The organism is Rhodococcus sp. DN22, assembly GCF_036669995.1.
GTDB classification, from domain to species: Bacteria; Actinomycetota; Actinomycetes; order Mycobacteriales; family Mycobacteriaceae; genus Rhodococcus_F; species Rhodococcus_F erythropolis.
This window is the reverse complement of record NZ_CP133330.1, coordinates 37,710-53,151: the sequence shown is the minus strand read 5'-3', so window position 1 is coordinate 53,151 and position 15,442 is coordinate 37,710. Positions and strand designations below refer to the sequence as shown.

Sequence of the window (15,442 nt, the reverse complement as noted above, 5' to 3'; positions counted from 1 at the left end):
GGTACAGATCGTGCGTCCATCGTTACGACTGAAAGGGACTGGTCGCGTCTTCATATTTTCAGCAGGTGGTAGTAGTCCGGGAGGGAATATCTTTCGCTGGGTAAACCCACCGTCGGTTGGATCTATCTCTTTCCTGTCGACGGTCAGTTGCAGTTTCGGGTAAACCGGACGTAGGCCATGCTGTTGCCCGTACATTGTGCATGCGAAGTGTGCCAACAAAATAGACTTTGACTGGAGAAAGAATGTCGGTGAACCCAGTGCAACATCTGTGGTTGACATCGGGTTGGTGGACCGATTCCGGTGTCACCGGTATTTCGCGTGATCAGTTAGTGGAAAAGTGGGTGGCTGCTGCTACGAAGCCGAAGCCGGAAAAGAAGGTCTTCCTCTACGAGATGAGGGCCTGGTCGGGGGAACTCGGTCGTCGGGAATGGATTAAGAACCTTTTCGATGCACGGGTGGCGACGTTGGCGGCTGTCGAAACCAAAGTACCGTTCGATGAACCCGAGAGCTGGGATGAGGTTTCCCGCTTGTTCGGCAGCTACGTCGATCCACTGGCTCGAGCATCCGGAGAATTCAGAGACGTGGCCCACTCACGCAGACCCGAGGGACTTCCCCAGCGTTTGGCGAGTGTTGTTCGCGAGATGGCACGCAAGGTGCCTCCAATCGCACGCGGAGCGATGATCGTGTCTCAGGACGGCGGTGTTATCGATTCGCAATTGTCAGCTGATCAGTTCATCGCTGATCCGAGCGCACGACACGAGATCTTGACCGTGGTGGCGATGCGGGGGTACATCGCGCTCTTGCGCGACTACGTCGCTGCTCTCGGTGGAAGTGGTCAAGAACTTCCGGAGGGCATCACCGCTGAGATCATTGATGCGTTCGAGAGCCGCATCGCGCTACTTATTTCGGAGTACGGACAACCTCCTCCTCCTCCTCGAGAGCTCGCTGCAGAGGAGGAGGCGCAGGTGGATCGGTTGCTCGACGAGACACTCAAAGACAATCCTGACCTCTTGGCCGATCACAATGCCAATCTCGTCGGCGAAGCGTGGAGCCGGGCACGAAAGACATTGCAGGGCATGGTCGCCAGGGGTGAAGACGTAACCCACGCGGGAATTCTCTTCACGAAGTTGGCGTCGGTACGTCAAGACTACAACCGTGCGGAGTGGCGAATTGTCTCGCGGGAGCAGTCGTATGAGGAACGGGTTGGCCTCGATATCGGCAAAGGTGGGACAGATGATCGAGGATCTTTCGGATCACATCTGTCCGAACGTCGGGTGGAGTTGACCCAGATTCTCGCTGTTGCGCGAAAGGCACTCGAGGACGTTCCTATGGAACCTTGCTGGGAGCGGGACTTCGCGATCGAGGCTCTTGCGGACGGGGGAGCCCGTTTCGAGTCGGGCGACTTCGCGAGCATTCGGCAGTTTGTCCTCTCCGCCTGGCGAGATGATGCGCCGAAGAATGCTCGAAGTAAGACTCGCGAGCAGGCCGCGGCTGCCGTCGAATTCATCCTGCACAGCGCTGTGCAGTCAGTCGCCGCCAGGGAGGACTTGGGCGACCATGCCTACTAAACGCACTAGTGCGTCGGCCCGGATCGAAACCGAAAGGAGCTAAGACATGGTACCCGACAGTGGGCAGCCGACAGGCGCCCTCGTGGTCGACGCTGCAGGTGGTGTGAGCTGGTGGTCGTTTGAGGCACCCGCCCTGGCATTGGTCGATCTTGCGGTGGGCCGTGGTGTGACGGTGCAGGTCGATGCCGCGAGGCCCTCGACGGTGTTGGCCTGGACATCTCGAGTCGGCGGCGATGATGCAGCATTGGCGGAAGCATTCGCCGATTCGGGTTTCGTTGCAAGGCTCGCCGACTTACGCAGCGATGGTGAGAACGTCGGTACGGCGCCCAGCCCATCGTTGAGCGATCGGTGGGTCCGGCGCGCGCTGGTGTCAGCGGTATCACGGTGGAGCGTGCGCCCTATACACGAGGGAGCGCTGATTCTCGATGAGGCAGCCAGTGAGTATCGGACCGGCCACGTATCGGTGGCTGCCCGGCTCTTCACGCTCGCGGCGCCTTCTTTAATGGCGCTGGGTGAGCACTGTGCAGATGGCGGGCTGGGGTCTGGCCCGGCCGGCGAATTAGCAGACATTCTGCAAGCGGCGGTTGACGCTGCGGCCGGGTCGAGTCTGGGGGAGTCGGCGAGTGAACTCGCGGCTCGTCTGAGCGAGTCGTCGGGTTTCAATGATGTAGAACTAGGTAAGCTGCTGACCGAGTGGGATCTTGCAACAGCAGCTTCTCAGTACGCATCTGTTCACTACGGCGAAGGTGCGACGTCCGACCTTCGCGTCGATTCCGGGTTCATCGACGTTCGGGTAATCCCACCCCGCATCATCGCGTGGGAAGGCGCCGATTTCCCGGACCTTCTCATTGAATACGATGCTGGCAATGACAGAGTTCTGGTCAGTACCACACTCGCGACCGGTGTCGATCCGCTCTGTTGGGAAGCGCAGCGGATCCTGACCTATTCATCGGACGCCGAGTCCGGGGCTCTACAAATAAGCGCGCCGATGGTCGTGCATGGCAGGGCATTGGTGGGGGAGTTGCCGTGCGCTGGTCGTGATCCGGACGAGTTCCATTTCGGCGTGTTCTATGCGGGTACAGACCTGGCGACGCTCCGGACCGGACGAGTTGGTCGACTCTTCATCGATGTCGACCGGTTGATGGTGGACGCATGGAATCATCAGCGTGCGGGGATGTCCGCACTTTATGCGGTGCAAGGCAATTCGACCTCCGAACTGTTCGACGACGCGCAACGAATCTTTCAGGATCAGATCCGCATGGCAGATGACCTCGCGTCGGATGCAGAGGGCAAGCTACATCAGATGCTTGATACGTTGCTGGACGGTAACCCCGATCAGGACCCCATAGTGGAGGCGATCGAGGCGAAGCTAAAAGCGATCGCCCAGTACATCGAGCAGATCAATTCGTCGGGGCTGGCGCCGCAACTCATGCATCCGCTACTGGCTGAAATGCTCTCCACTGAGGACGAAGAAGACGTCGAGGACCGCTGATGGTATTCGATCGACTCACCCGACCTCGGAGGCCCGCCGTTGAAGCAACGCCGGTAGATGTGCTCATTCGGGCGGCAGATGCAGGAGATACGTATCTTTCGTGGCGTTGGCTCGACGACGTGGCAATGCCCTATGCCCATCGCCTCGACACACTGCGATTGGAAGCAGCGCTGTCAGTGCTCGATCGGTCAATCATCACGCCGATCGACGCGGAGTCTCCGGAGGATGCGGTGATCCGAGCTATGCGGACCGGGGCGTTCGCAGACGTGAGAGCCGAGCGTGCACTGGCTGAGATGCTGACCGAATCGGTACTTCCATCTCAGCTGCGAAAGCAAATCGGCGATCGGATGAGACGAGGAACTCCGATCCGAGTGCGGCTGACCCCGAGTCCGCGACTAGCTCGCGTGCCTTGGGAATTGTTGTGTGTGGGGAAGCGGCAGCGCCTAATCGAAATAGCTCAGATCGTCTACGATCCTCCCTCGTCCGTGCATGTGGAGCGGAGTTGCATGCCTCGGAATTGGGAGCAGGTCCGCGATCTGCCTGCGTTGTTTGTAATCGATCCCAAGCTTCCAGCGCGTGCGAGAGCGCACGGTTTAACCAGGACGCTCGATCCGGGAGCTGAGGCAGCGTTCAAGGCGATGGTCGATAAGCACATCGCGCAGGGGCGTGCGCTACGCCGGGACAAGATCGTTCCCGTGGGCGGCAGCGTATTTCGGGAGAGTCTGGGGAAAGCACTTCGAGAGACACCGCGCTCGCGATTCTTCTACCTCGGCCACGTGTCGTCACGACCGGACGAGCCGGGCTCGGCGGCACTTCATCTTTCCGATACGGCGAGCAGCTTTGGTCTGATGGAACCGTTGCGTCGAATCGGAGAAAATGGCGAACCGGCACCCGCGCATGCTGATGACCACCGGCCCCTGGGCGCGTTGGACTTACTCCTCGGGACTCTCGGCAGTAGGCAGGCTAAAGGTAAGGCGGGGCACGAGATCTGGCCGATGCCGAGCCGTGTGGCGATCATCGCATGCGAGGGTGGTGCGGACTACCGATCGGTAGAAACCTTCGGACTGGTCATTGCCATCGTGAACTCCGGTGCAGAGTTGGTCACCACGACACGATGGACGCTTCCCACCGATCACGCCTTCCAGGTGGCAGTACCGAACATGCCTAAAGATGTACGGCCGACGAGCACGCTCGCGACCACTGTCGACGCAGCACATTCGGGTGCCGATCCGATCGGTGTTCTGCAGCGATGGCAGTGCCGACAGTTGGAGCGATGGCAGCAAAGCGGCGGCCTGGAGGTCACTCCCCTGGTCTGGGCGTCGTTGACGCACACCGTGGCACCCGAGCGCACTGCGATGGGCGAAAGACGGTCACCAGGTTTGGACCGGAGCGTGTAGCTGTTCTCTCTGATCGAAGCGTGTGCCGATAGCGTCCAAATACTTTTCGGCAGCGATGCTGCCGTCGGGCATCAACAGCTTCGGAGGGGGAAGCTGGGGTAATGCGGCGCCGGCGACCAACCGCGATGCCACAGATGACAACGACATCGCTCGGATGGTCGCGTGGTCTTCAACTGTGGCGACTTGAGTCAGTCTTCCCATCCTTCCGGATACCTGAGGCAGGACGCTGGTCGGGACTTTTTGAGTGCTGTAGACCCCGGTGTTGAGATTCATCTCGACCAACTCGGAGATCAGTTTCGTGTCGCCGATTTCGTGGACCATTTCGAACACCCTGTTCATCCATACACTGTGCAGCGCTTTCCAGGACTGGCGGTGTGAGGCTGTCTGGAACTGGTGTGCCTGCTCGTTCAAGTAGAGAACAGCAGGGAGCATGAGGTCGACAGCGTGGCTGAGCATGGTGTTTCGTGTGGTGGGGTTCTGCGCCTGCGCCGACCACAGCGCGGCCCGATTCACGTCGCAGAGCGCCGCGCGAGGGAAGACGCCGAACGCCACAAATGTGTCGACTGCCCTCTCGAAGTGCTTCTCGGCGTTGAGAACATCGTTGCGCCGCCAGTGCAAACTGGCCAGCGCGAAATCAGCTTCCGCGAGTTCGAGGTAGTCGTGGTCGCGGGTGTGGATTCTGATGGACTCAAGATAGGCCGCCTCGGCGGCATCAAGGTCGCCTCGACGCTCGGCGATGTGCCCGAGGGCTGAAGTAACACGAACTGCCTTGTTGTCCAACCCCATGGCGTTATAAGTGTCTCGAGCTTCGATGAAGAGCGGCTCTGCTTCTTCATCCGGATACGTGTTGGCCAGGTGCATCGTCGAGTGGCCGTACCAATCCATCACCCCGGCAGTTCTGAACAACTCGCGGGATAGGGTGTAGGCGACTCGCGCTTCCTCGGCTCTCCCCGAGCTGAGGTAGATGTCCCCCAGCTGGTGCTTTAGCCGCGCGATGTCGTTGCCGCTACCGGATTGCTCATAGATGCCTGCCGCTCGCAGGTAGTGCTCCTCTGCCGAGGCGAACTCACCGATCTGTCTGTGGGTACTGCCGAGGATCTCAGAGCAGAAGGCGACGTACTTGGTGTCGCCGGCTGCGCGTGCGAGAGACAGTTCCCTTGTCACCTCCTCGAGAATGGTGCCGTAATTACCCTGCCCAAAGTGCTGCATGAACCATTCCTGGAGGGCAAAAGACCTGATATGGATGTCTCCGGTCTCGGCAGCAATTGCTCGGGCTTCGGCGTATATCGCCACTGCTTGTTCCCATTCGCGTGCTTCAGCAAGTTCCCTACCTCGGGCGAGCAATGCCTGCATCTCAGCAGCGCGCGGTGCGTAGGTGATCGAGTTGATTACGTCTTGCAGAGCACGTGCCTGTTGTGTGTTGCCCAGTTCTGAGAACAGCACGCGCGATTCCGTGAAGCGCTGCAGAGATTCTGGCAGGAGTTCAGCAGTGCGGTAGGCGTTTCCGGCTTCCACGAGGGCGTTCGCGTGCGCGAGCTGATCGCCGAGTTCTTTGTACGACAGGGCGCCGGCCTCGAGCAGTTCTGCAGCCCGCACGAGATCGCCGCCCTGCAGGACACTCCTCGCCCGATGCATCTCAGAATGGGCAGACTCCAGTGCATCCCCGACGGAAGCGAATGAGACTTGTGCCGTGCCGAAACTTTCCGAGGCGCATCGGTAGTCTCCTAGGTCGCCGTATCGGTGGCCTAGCGCGTTGTGGTACTTGGCGGTGTGGTCCGTCAGTTCGTGTTCGATGTTGAGTGTGATTGCCTCGGTCAGCAGTTCGATGGCCGTCTGGTGGTGTCCGAGTTTGGCTTCGCAGTCTGCGGCCCAGTAGCGCGCCTCGGCAGGCCATTTGTCGGTATTACCAGCCTGGTCGTAGGAGGCGCTTGCGGTGCGGTATGCGGCTGCCGCGCATGCCTGATCACCGAGATCGCGATATCGATTACCGATGGCGTAATGGCAATTCGCGACGCTCGAAAGGTGACCGTCGGCAACGTAAAAGGGTATGGCTGCAGTGAGCAGTTCGATGGCCGTCTGGTGGTGTCCGAGTTCGGCTTCGCAGTCTGCGGCCCAGTAGCGCGCATAGCCCGACCAGAAGTTCGAGTTGTCCTGTTTGTCGTAACTTTCAGCAGCGTAGTTGAGGGCGTCGGCGGCCTTTGCGTGTTCCCCGCGGTGCCGAAGCGCCTGACCTAGCGCGTTGTGGTACTTGGCGGTGTGGTCCGTCAGTTCGTGTTCGATGTTGAGTGTGATTGCCTCGGTCAGCAGTTCGATGGCCGTCTGGTGGTGTCCGAGTTTGGCTTCGCAGTCTGCGGCCCAGTAGCGCGCCTCGGCAGGCCATTTGTCGGTATTACCAGCCTGGTCGTAGGAGGCGCTTGCGGTGCGGTATGCGGCTGCCGCGCATGCCTGATCACCGAGATCGCGATATCGATTACCGATGGCGTAATGGCAATTCGCGACGCTCGAAAGGTGACCGTCGGCAACGTAAAAGGGTATGGCTGCAGTGAGCAGTTCGATGGCCGTCTGGTGGTGTCCGAGTTCGGCTTCGCAGTCTGCGGCCCAGTAGCGCGCATAGCCCGACCAGAAGTTCGAGTTGTCCTGTTTGTCGTAACTTTCAGCAGCGTAGTTGAGGGCGTCGGCGGCCTTTGCGTGTTCCCCGCGGTGCCGAAGCGCCTGACCTAGCGCGTTGTGGTACTTGGCGGTGTGGTCCGTCAGTTCGTGTTCGATGTTGAGTGTGATTGCCTCGGTCAGCAGTTCGATGGCCGTCTGGTGGTGTCCGAGTTTGGCTTCGCAGTCTGCGGCCCAGTAGCGCGCCTCGCCCGACCCTCTGGCAGGCCATTCGTCGGTACTACCAGCCTGGTCGTAGGAGGCGCTTGCGGTGCGGTATGCGGCTGCCGCGCATGCCTGATCACCGAGATCGCGATATCGATTACCGATGGCGTAATGGCAATTCGCGACGCTCGAAAGGTGACCGTCGGCAACGTAAAAGGGTATGGCTGCAGTGAGCAGTTCGATGGCCGTCTGGTGGTGTCCGAGTTCGGCTTCGCAGTCTGCGGCCCAGTAGCGCGCCTCGGCAAGCCATTTGCCGGTGGCACCGACCTGGTCGTGGGAGTCTGTAAGTCGCTGGTATTCAGCTAGCGCGTCCTCGCTGCGGCCTAGGAATCTGAGCATGCTTGCCTGGTAGTAGGTGCAGTCGGCTATCCGGCCCGCATTCCCAGTTTTCTCGAAAAGCTCTCGTGCGCGACCATATTCAATCTCTGCTGCGTCGTACTCCTCCAATTTTTCGTGCACGTCACTTAGCCAGTAGCCAGACTCGGCTGCATGTTCGAAGTCTCCTGTATCGAGATAGTGATCGCGGGCTGCAGAGAAGCACTCTTTCGCGTCGGCCCAGCGATTAGCAGATCGATAGCATCCGCCGCGCAACCTAGTGGCTTCTGCAGCATGCGTCGCTTCTCCGATCTGGGTGAACAGTATCTGCGATTCCGTGTAACATTCCAGTGCTTCATTCAATTCACCGATCCGCCGGTACGAGTCCGCGAGGGCGAAAGCGACAGAAGCTGCGGCACGAGAATTGTGTACACGGAAGTAATCCAGCGCCCTGCGTAGTGGTTTGACTGCCCCTGAAAAATTGCCGCTCTGTCGCTCCTTTATCGCTTCGTTGTAAGCCGCTAACGCGCTTTCGGGTGATCTGACCTCTGTCACTGCGTTTCCTCTCGGGCCCTCGATTATGTGTAAATCATCCCTGATCGCGCCATGATTAGTTTTGCTATTCGTTCACTACTTTTACTCGGACTCCGAACCGTCCTGGGTCTGATGGCAACCTGGGTCAGACCACCTCGCCTGTGGTGTTGAACCAGCACACGTTCGGTGTCGATATAGGCCACGAGTGGGGCGGCTTCGCCGAGGTGTCACAGAAAGCGTGAAGTCACGGCGCCTGATTAGCGCACGTACCCGAAGGTGAACTCGCGCAAGAACGAACCCAACGTCGAAGGTGCGTAGGGGTGGTCGGAGCGCGATTTCATCGCCCCGTGGCGGAGAATTGCCATGTCGGCGATGCTGTCGGCTCCGGCGACCATCCCGGCCACCAGCGATCCGATTTTCCGGCAGCGTTCGCTCCTTTGTCGGTCGGTACGGACAAGCGCTCGCCGGTCAGTGTGAGCAGTCCGGATCGCTCGGCCATTCGACCACCGGCGGTGGATACGAGATTCGGGTCGTCGAACCTCGCAGCAGCGACAGGTCGGGTGAGAGATAGTTGCATCTGCGAGATGCCCTTCGTCATGGCCGGATTGTTTCTATGGACTGATCCACTACGGGTGTGGCCCAGCCTGGCGTCAGCCGAAAACCTTTCCATCACGGCCTGGGTTGCCGTTTACCGCACTGCGGTAGATTCCGCTGGCGTCTTCCGGATTCGCCATGGCTTTTGTGATCTCGTTGCGGGCGAGGGCATTAAGCTGGTCACGGTACGCGGCGATGAGCCTTTCGACGTACTGCAGGTCACGATCGACTTGGATACGGGCGTCGTCACAGCGACGAGCTGCCTGGTGATGGCGGGTATACTGCTCCTCGAGTCGAGCTTGGCGACCACCAATGGCGCGGTCGCGCACACGTTTCGCGGTGGCGAGTTCGTGGCGGTTAGTGTCGAGTACTTCCGGCGCCAGCGTTGTCATCCGCCAGCCTGCCGCGATGTACAGCGCGAGCATCAGTACCGCTTGTGCGATATCGCTGAGCATGTGGCTGTTGTCGCCCGTGAACTGGCCGGTCAGAGCACGTAAGCATGCGACGGCGGCACCGATCGTCAACCATGCCGCTAATGTGGCCCGGTAGCCGGGTTTTTCGTCGTGTTGCATCATTCCGGCGCTGGCTGCGACGACGAGACCGATCCCGGAGACCCCGATAGCCAACATCCAGCTGAGAATTCCGCCGCCTGAGTCGTCGTTGACAACCACGTCGGCGAGTGCTTTCAGCAAGATGACGTCAACGAAGCTGAGCAGTGCGATCAGTATCATTTCACCGGTCAGGACACGGGACCCGTACAGTCTCCGTCTCGGCGTGGGCGGAGTCGGGGTTGCGGGCGCGGCGGCAAATGCCGTCGAGTCAGGTGTAGCGGTGGTCGTCATGTGGTGTTCCTTTGTTTGGTGCCGACGCCCCTTGCTGCTGCACAGTGTCCGGGGGCGGGTGGTCGCGTGTGCGTCCACTCCCTCACCGATCCCCCAACGTGTCTTGGCTGGACCAACGGTCGGTGCCCTGCTCTGCGAACCGGAACGAGGAACGGACATCGGAGCCCGGAACATGCCGGGGCCAACGAATGACGGCGGGACGGTCAGTCCAGTCGCGGGATTAGGTGATAGCGTTTTCCTGCGGACCTGCGTTGCATCGTCGGGTACACATGCCCACCACTAGCGGCGGACTGGGGGTCGAGGTCGAGGTGTGTGTCGGGCACGCGTAAGGGTTGGGGTGGGTGCAGGTCCGAAGTGCTGCTGCCGATTGAATGTGAGCTTTCGTTTCGCTGTCGGGTGGGCTGCGACCTCGCCGACCCGTGCGTAAAGCGCTCTACCACGGGATCTTAAGTCGGGGGGCGTGAGCGGGCCGGTCCTCGTGGGGGCCGAGTTGTTCGCGGCGGCGGGCTTCTCCGGCATCGGCGCCGTCCTGACGCATGCGGTCTTTGGTAGCTTCGTCGGCGTCGCTCAGATCCCCGAATTCATTGTCAACGTCGGCGGTCGTGGTGGTGCGTGTGGGGGGGTCGTGGGGGCTGAGCGCGTCGAGACCGGTGGTGGCGGCGGTGGCTGTGGCGGCGGCGAGGACATAGAGCTGCCATTTCTTCATCGTGTTGGATTCCTTCCTTGTCGATGGATACTTTCGGCGGTGGGGTGCCGGTGCAGTGGGGCGGGCAGTGCGGGTTCCTGAAGTACGGGCTCCGGACACCCCGGACGCGGGTGGGGGCGGTATCCCGCCCCCACCCGCGTCCGGGAGTGTGGTTACCAGGTCAACGGCAGGTGCCGTGTGGGTCGGAATCGATGCGAATCGACCGGTTCAATGCAGCGGGGCCGGGCAACAATGTCCCGTCTGCGGCGCGGTCGGGGACGAATTCGGGGAAGTTTGATCCGACTCCGACCGCCTGCAGTTGACCGGGCACCACCCCGGCACCTGTCAGCAACACCGCCACCGCCTGAGCGCGTTGCAGACCGAGGTCCTTCTGATAGGTCAGGGGGCCGTCGTCGGCAGTGGTACCGCGGATGACGGCGGTGCGGGTGGGGTTATCGGTGAGCCAGTCGGCGACCGGCGCCATGGCAGCCCGAGCTGCCTGTTCGTCGATCAACGTGGTGGTGTCCGGTGCGAATGAGACCTGTGACTGGGAGTCGAAGACCAGCGTGGACGGTGTGCATCCTGTCGGCACTGCCGGAGCGGCGGGCACGGCGACGGTACCGACGGTGTGGCTGGTCTCGACTGCATCACGGGTGTTCGGGGTCTGGTCGAGGTGGACTGCGGTGGCCCCGGCCGCGGTCAGTACCGACTCCCACAGGGTCGCCAATCGGGTACGTTGCGGCCCGTCGAGAGGCGTTTGCGGGGCCGCAGTGTAGCCGATGCCGCCGAGTATAACGGTGGTTCCCGATAGATCAGGAAGGGCGTGGTGCGCGGCGAGGTACTCGGCGGTTTGAGTGGGGTCGGCTCCGAGCATGCCGGGTGCGGTCATGTCGAGTCGGCCGGTATCACTCAGGCCGGAGTCGGCGACGATGATCACCGGGCGGGCGGCGTGGCGGGAGCGGATGCTCGAGTTGGCGAGGGCGATCGCTTCGAGCAAGTCGGCGCCGTCGCTCTCGGCGGGGGCGGTAATGGTGCCGGCGACCGATTTGAGGCTTTTGCGGATCAAGGCTTCGCGTCCGGAGGTGGTATCGGTGTCTTTCGGCGTGCCGATGTCCAGGTCGGTGTTCAGGCGTGGGTTTCCGGAGACGGTGACCACGGATATCGGCCGGCTGGCGTTGACGGCTTCGGTGGTCACGGCTGTCGCCAGCGGCGAGAGGTGCGGTTCGGGGCTGTTGGCGTGGGCTCCGACGACCAGGACGACGGCGTCGGCGTCGATCTGCTGGGCTTGGGCGAGTGCTTCGTCGGTGGCGGCGGTGGGTGTGGTCGCCGAGTTTGTTCCTGGGCTGCACGCGGTGAGCAGGAGTAAGGCCGAGGTCGCGGCGGCGATGGCCCAGGCTGTTCCGGCCCGGACAGGCCGTGCGGTGGGGGTGGCGGTCATGGTGTTCTCCTTGCAGAGTGGGTGTGGGGCGAGCCTGCGGCAGGCTCCACTGACATCAACTTCACCGATCCCCCACGCCTGAATGACAGGTGGTGTGGAGAAATCGAGGTGTGGTGCTGAGGGATTCACCGATCCCCAGCAGGAACGGCCGGAGGTGTCATCGTGCCGGGGCAGTAAGGGTCAGCGGCCGAAGGCGAAACGCCCGAGCACGGCACTGACGAGAAGGAACGCCACAGCTTGTACGGGGTGGGCGATCAGGTAGCCGATCATCTGCAGCCCGCTGTCCAGGACGCCGATCGCGAACGCGCCGATCATGCCGTCGACACTGCGATGAACACGGAGATAGTCGCCGACGAACAACAGCACCGGCAACGCGAACGCGAGGATCACTCCGGCGCGGGCGGCATGGACGAGACCGGTACGCGAGTCGAAGCCGGGTTGCCCGCCGCCGCGCCGCACGATCCGCAGGTGCCGCACCGGGGCATGGACCTCGCAGGAGCTCAGGCCGGTGTCGAAGCGGACGCAAATTGTTGGCGAGAACAGGCCTTGGGGACGGTCGTCGACGACGACCCCGAGGTCTTTCGGACGAACACGATGGCTACCGAGAATCCGTCCGTCGAGCGAGGCCGTGAACGCGCGGCGAGCACGAACCCAGTCGCCGGTATCGGGGGAAGTGAACAGCATCGAAGTACCGGCCTTTCTCAGAAAGGATGGGGCTGCTCCGGATTGGCATGGCTCCCAGGTGTCTATGCCCCCTTTGTCTTTCTCGGATCGAGATCCGAGAAAGAGAGGGTGTATGTGGGTGTTCCACCGATCCCCCGGACGCGAGAGGATCAACGCGGTGACCGTCTCGTGGTGATCGCCCATCCGTCCACGGGTTTTTCTGCCGCAGCGGCGGTACCCCAGCCGCCTTCGCGGAGGCTGCGCGAGCGGTAGCGGATGTGAATGCGGCGGGGTGGCGGTAGGGGGATCGGTGAAGGAGGTGTACTCACCAACCCCCGATCGGAAGGCTCGTCATGAACACCATTGCTGTTGCCGCAACTTCGTCCACCGTCACCGCTCTCCAGTTTCCCGCGGACCGGGAGCGCGGGGTGGGCCATCATCGCAGTACCCGGCCCCGCACCCTGCATCTGGTGGATTTGGAAAACCTGCTCGACGGTCGCGTCGAAACCGAGGCGGTCACCGAGATCTGGCGGGAGTATCGACAAGTGACCGGAATGGGATCGGACGATCACGTAGTGGTGGCGGTTGCGAAGCGCAATGCTGCCGCGGCGTTCTTCGGCTTGCCTCAGTCCGTTCAGCGGATTATCGGCGACAACGGGCCGGACGGGGCAGACTTGGCGTTGCTCGATGCGGTCGACATCGATTGGTCAGCAAAACGATTCGGTCAGGTCATGGTCTCGCCCGGCGATCATATCTTCACCGGTACCGCTAGAGGGATGAAGGCGGCGGGGATGCAGGTAGTGCAAGTGATCGGTGGTGGCACATCGTCGACCGCGTTGTATCTGCAGTGCTCGCGCCAGCTGAATCTGGTTGCTGCGCAGCATCGGGCCCGTGCCCTGCGGAGTGCTGCTCTCAAGGCTGAAACGGCAGCGTAATCCGAGGCACTTCTCGACGTGCCGGGTCCGGGCACGTCGATGGGGAAGCGCCTTGAGTGTCGCCGTTCGGCCGGAATCGCAGACCGTGCATCCGATTGCCCTATCGGATGCACGGTGCGGTCGGCGTGTTGTTCGTTCCTCCGGATGAACTGTGACCTCGGTGTGATGCGAGATCGGGTGGGGGATCGGTGTGATGCACAGACGGCGGCTATCGCCTCCGTTTCCGTTCTGAGAGAGGAAGTTCGGTTATGTTCGGTTTCGCAGGGGCTCGACCCAAGGGGCATGCCGCAGGGGAAGCAGGAAAGATCGGCCGCAACTGGGGCGTGCTGCGTAAGCGTCGCGATGTACACCCGGAAGATTGGATCATCGTGCCGAGGCCGTTGCTTCCGGAGGACGTATCCGATCTCGGGCAGGCGTTGCCGGCGATGCAGCGTCCTACCGCGGCGATGCTCATCTACCCGCCGGCGCTGGAGAAGGCCGACACGGTCGCGGGCCGCCGCGGCCGCCGGCGCAAGACCGTGATCACCACGGAGAGCGGTGGCGGTGTGCAGGTGTGGAGTTCGTGGTTGCAGTCGCTACAGCACGAGTTGTGGCATGCGTGCGAGGCCGAACATTCCGAGTTGCACGCGCTGCTGCTGGCACTCGATGCCGAGATCGTCACTGCCGATGGCGCCTTGGCGAAGTACCCGGCCATGATCGCCGCCGCACGGCAGGGCGCGGATACGGCAGGGAAGATCGAGGTGGATTCGACACCGCGATCAGATGCCGAAGCTGCTGATGCCGAACATATCCGTCTGGATCGTCGGCGCCGTGACCGTGACTACGAGGTCGCTCAGGCTCGTGCGGCAGTTGATACTGCGGAGAAGGAGCGGATCGAACTGGTGGGGCGGATCCGTGAGTTGCTCGACCGCCGTCGTTACGTGTGGCAGGTCTTGTTGTGCCGGGTCGGTTTTCTGGTCGAGCACTACAACCGGCGGGCGAATGTGTATCTGACGGCGACGCGGATGCGTGTCCGTTCGGAGGTGCCGTTGCTCGACCGGCCGGTGTGGGCGCACATCGAGGCGATTGCGCCAGCTCCGGTGTTGGTGAACATGGAGTTGATCGAACAAACGGACGCGGCCTAGAAGCAGCCGTGCCGGGAGCAGGGTCCGGCACGCAGGAACGCTCTGCCCACCTGACCTTTCTTGCCCGATCTCGATTCTCCGACACTCGATCCCCCGCGCCCCGCTGTGCGGGGAGTGGGGGATCGGTGAAGAGAACAGTTACCCGTACACACTGTCCCCTTTCCCGGGGCTGATGGAGAGGACTTTGTCATGGCTACAGTCACATCACCGAGTGGGGCGGGCCGACTGGCCCGATTGTCCGCGTGGATCCGCCATGATCCAGGGCCGGTGGAGGTCACGAAGTTGACCGAACCGGACTACGCTTCGGCTGCCGGGCAGGTCGTGGCCGAAATCGCGGCGCACACGAGAGTCCGACTCGGCCCGCACACCGGGCGGGAACAGATCAGTATCGACGGTGCCCACGGTGATCTGCTCGATCGGATCATCGAACCGCTCACCCGCGCGTGGCTCGAACAAGCGCACCGTGAACGCGATCGGATCGTCGGTGACCTGTGTGAACGGAAGAACCGGGAAACGGTGCAGATCGCCAGGCTTGTGCCACAGCTCGAACAAGCCCGAAGTGACTCAGCCCGCGCGGTAAGCGCGTACGAGGCGATGTGGAAGGCGCAGGCACCGGAACAGGTGGTCGTGCCTGCCGTGCCGCAGGGCCCTAGGGCGATTCCTCGTCCGGTGACAGACGAAGCCGACAGTTTGGGGTTGCTCGAAAATGGTCCCACCGAGAGCCGAAAGGCACCCGACCGAGCTACGACACCGGCGAGCGTCGAAGTGCCCGCCGGCGGTGGGGATTCGACTTCGGCATCGTCTTCGTCACCTTCTGGTGTGTTCGGTGACGAGTCCTGGGTGAAAGTCACCAAAGATTTGACGGAGCCCGTCCAGGCCGCTTCAGTTGATCACAACGGTATTCCTGCCTCGAACCGGACGTGAAGACAGGTGGCGGTTGTGGCCGTGGTCCGCCCCGCGCGGGGTTCGTGCCAATAGACCGGG

At 61.9% G+C, this 15,442-nt stretch carries 11 protein-coding genes and 1 pseudogene; 6 read left to right on the top strand and 6 right to left on the bottom strand.

From position 1 onward, the window contains the following. The first annotated feature begins 242 nt into the window (after positions 1-242). The 3 genes from RA302_RS33940 to RA302_RS33930 are packed head-to-tail and all read left to right on the top strand — an operon-like array spanning position 243 to position 4,457. Positions 243-1,568, top strand: a complete 1,326-nt coding sequence (locus RA302_RS33940) for a hypothetical protein (protein WP_099698918.1) — start codon at positions 243-245, stop codon at positions 1,566-1,568. Positions 1,569-1,614: 46 nt separating this feature from the next. After that, the gene (locus RA302_RS33935; protein WP_099698919.1) at positions 1,615-3,060 is read left to right on the top strand and encodes a hypothetical protein; all 1,446 of its coding nucleotides are present in this window, start codon (positions 1,615-1,617) and stop codon (positions 3,058-3,060) included. After that, positions 3,060-4,457 (top strand): CHAT domain-containing protein, encoded by a 1,398-nt coding sequence (locus tag RA302_RS33930; RefSeq protein ID WP_099698920.1) that lies wholly within the window; start codon positions 3,060-3,062, stop codon positions 4,455-4,457. Before RA302_RS33935 ends, RA302_RS33930 begins: the two co-directional genes overlap by 1 nt. Here RA302_RS33930 and RA302_RS33925 read toward each other — a convergent pair. The 6 genes and pseudogenes from RA302_RS33925 to RA302_RS33900 all read right to left on the bottom strand — a co-directional run bounded on the left by RA302_RS33925 (position 4,431) and on the right by RA302_RS33900 (position 12,420). Next, positions 4,431-7,667: a tetratricopeptide repeat protein gene (locus RA302_RS33925; protein ID WP_338481346.1), complete on the bottom strand. Its 3,237-nt coding sequence runs from the start codon at positions 7,665-7,667 to the stop codon at positions 4,431-4,433. The genes RA302_RS33930 and RA302_RS33925 overlap by 27 nt on opposite strands. 770 nt (positions 7,668-8,437) lie before the next feature. Next, a pseudogene (locus RA302_RS33920) lies at positions 8,438-8,754 on the bottom strand (IS1380 family transposase); the annotation flags it as partial. A 73-nt stretch (positions 8,755-8,827) separates the two neighbouring features. After that, entirely contained in the window at positions 8,828-9,613 is a 786-nt protein-coding gene (locus tag RA302_RS33915) for a hypothetical protein (RefSeq protein ID WP_338481345.1), read from the bottom strand. A 433-nt stretch (positions 9,614-10,046) separates the two neighbouring features. Beyond that, the gene (locus tag RA302_RS33910) at positions 10,047-10,319 is read right to left on the bottom strand and encodes a hypothetical protein (protein WP_099699144.1); all 273 of its coding nucleotides are present in this window, start codon (positions 10,317-10,319) and stop codon (positions 10,047-10,049) included. Positions 10,320-10,479: 160 nt separating this feature from the next. Then, positions 10,480-11,736, bottom strand: coding sequence for an OmpA family protein (locus tag RA302_RS33905; RefSeq protein ID WP_099699143.1), 1,257 nt, complete (start codon positions 11,734-11,736; stop codon positions 10,480-10,482). A 180-nt stretch (positions 11,737-11,916) separates the two neighbouring features. Next, positions 11,917-12,420 (bottom strand): hypothetical protein, encoded by a 504-nt coding sequence (locus RA302_RS33900; protein ID WP_338481344.1) that lies wholly within the window; start codon positions 12,418-12,420, stop codon positions 11,917-11,919. Positions 12,421-12,752: 332 nt separating this feature from the next. Between RA302_RS33900 and RA302_RS33895 the strand changes: the two genes are divergently transcribed. The 3 genes from RA302_RS33895 (at position 12,753) to RA302_RS33885 (ending at position 15,382) form a co-directional block, all read left to right on the top strand. Then, positions 12,753-13,334 carry an NYN domain-containing protein gene (locus tag RA302_RS33895; RefSeq protein ID WP_338481343.1) on the top strand — a complete coding sequence of 194 codons (582 nt, stop codon included), beginning with the start codon at positions 12,753-12,755 and terminating at the stop codon, positions 13,332-13,334. Between the two features lie 248 nt (positions 13,335-13,582). Then, positions 13,583-14,458 (top strand): hypothetical protein, encoded by an 876-nt coding sequence (locus RA302_RS33890; RefSeq protein ID WP_099699141.1) that lies wholly within the window; start codon positions 13,583-13,585, stop codon positions 14,456-14,458. A gap of 189 nt (positions 14,459-14,647) precedes the next feature. Then, complete coding sequence (locus RA302_RS33885; RefSeq protein WP_338481342.1) at positions 14,648-15,382, top strand: hypothetical protein; 735 nt, start codon at positions 14,648-14,650, stop codon at positions 15,380-15,382. The last annotated feature ends 60 nt before the right edge of the window (positions 15,383-15,442 follow it).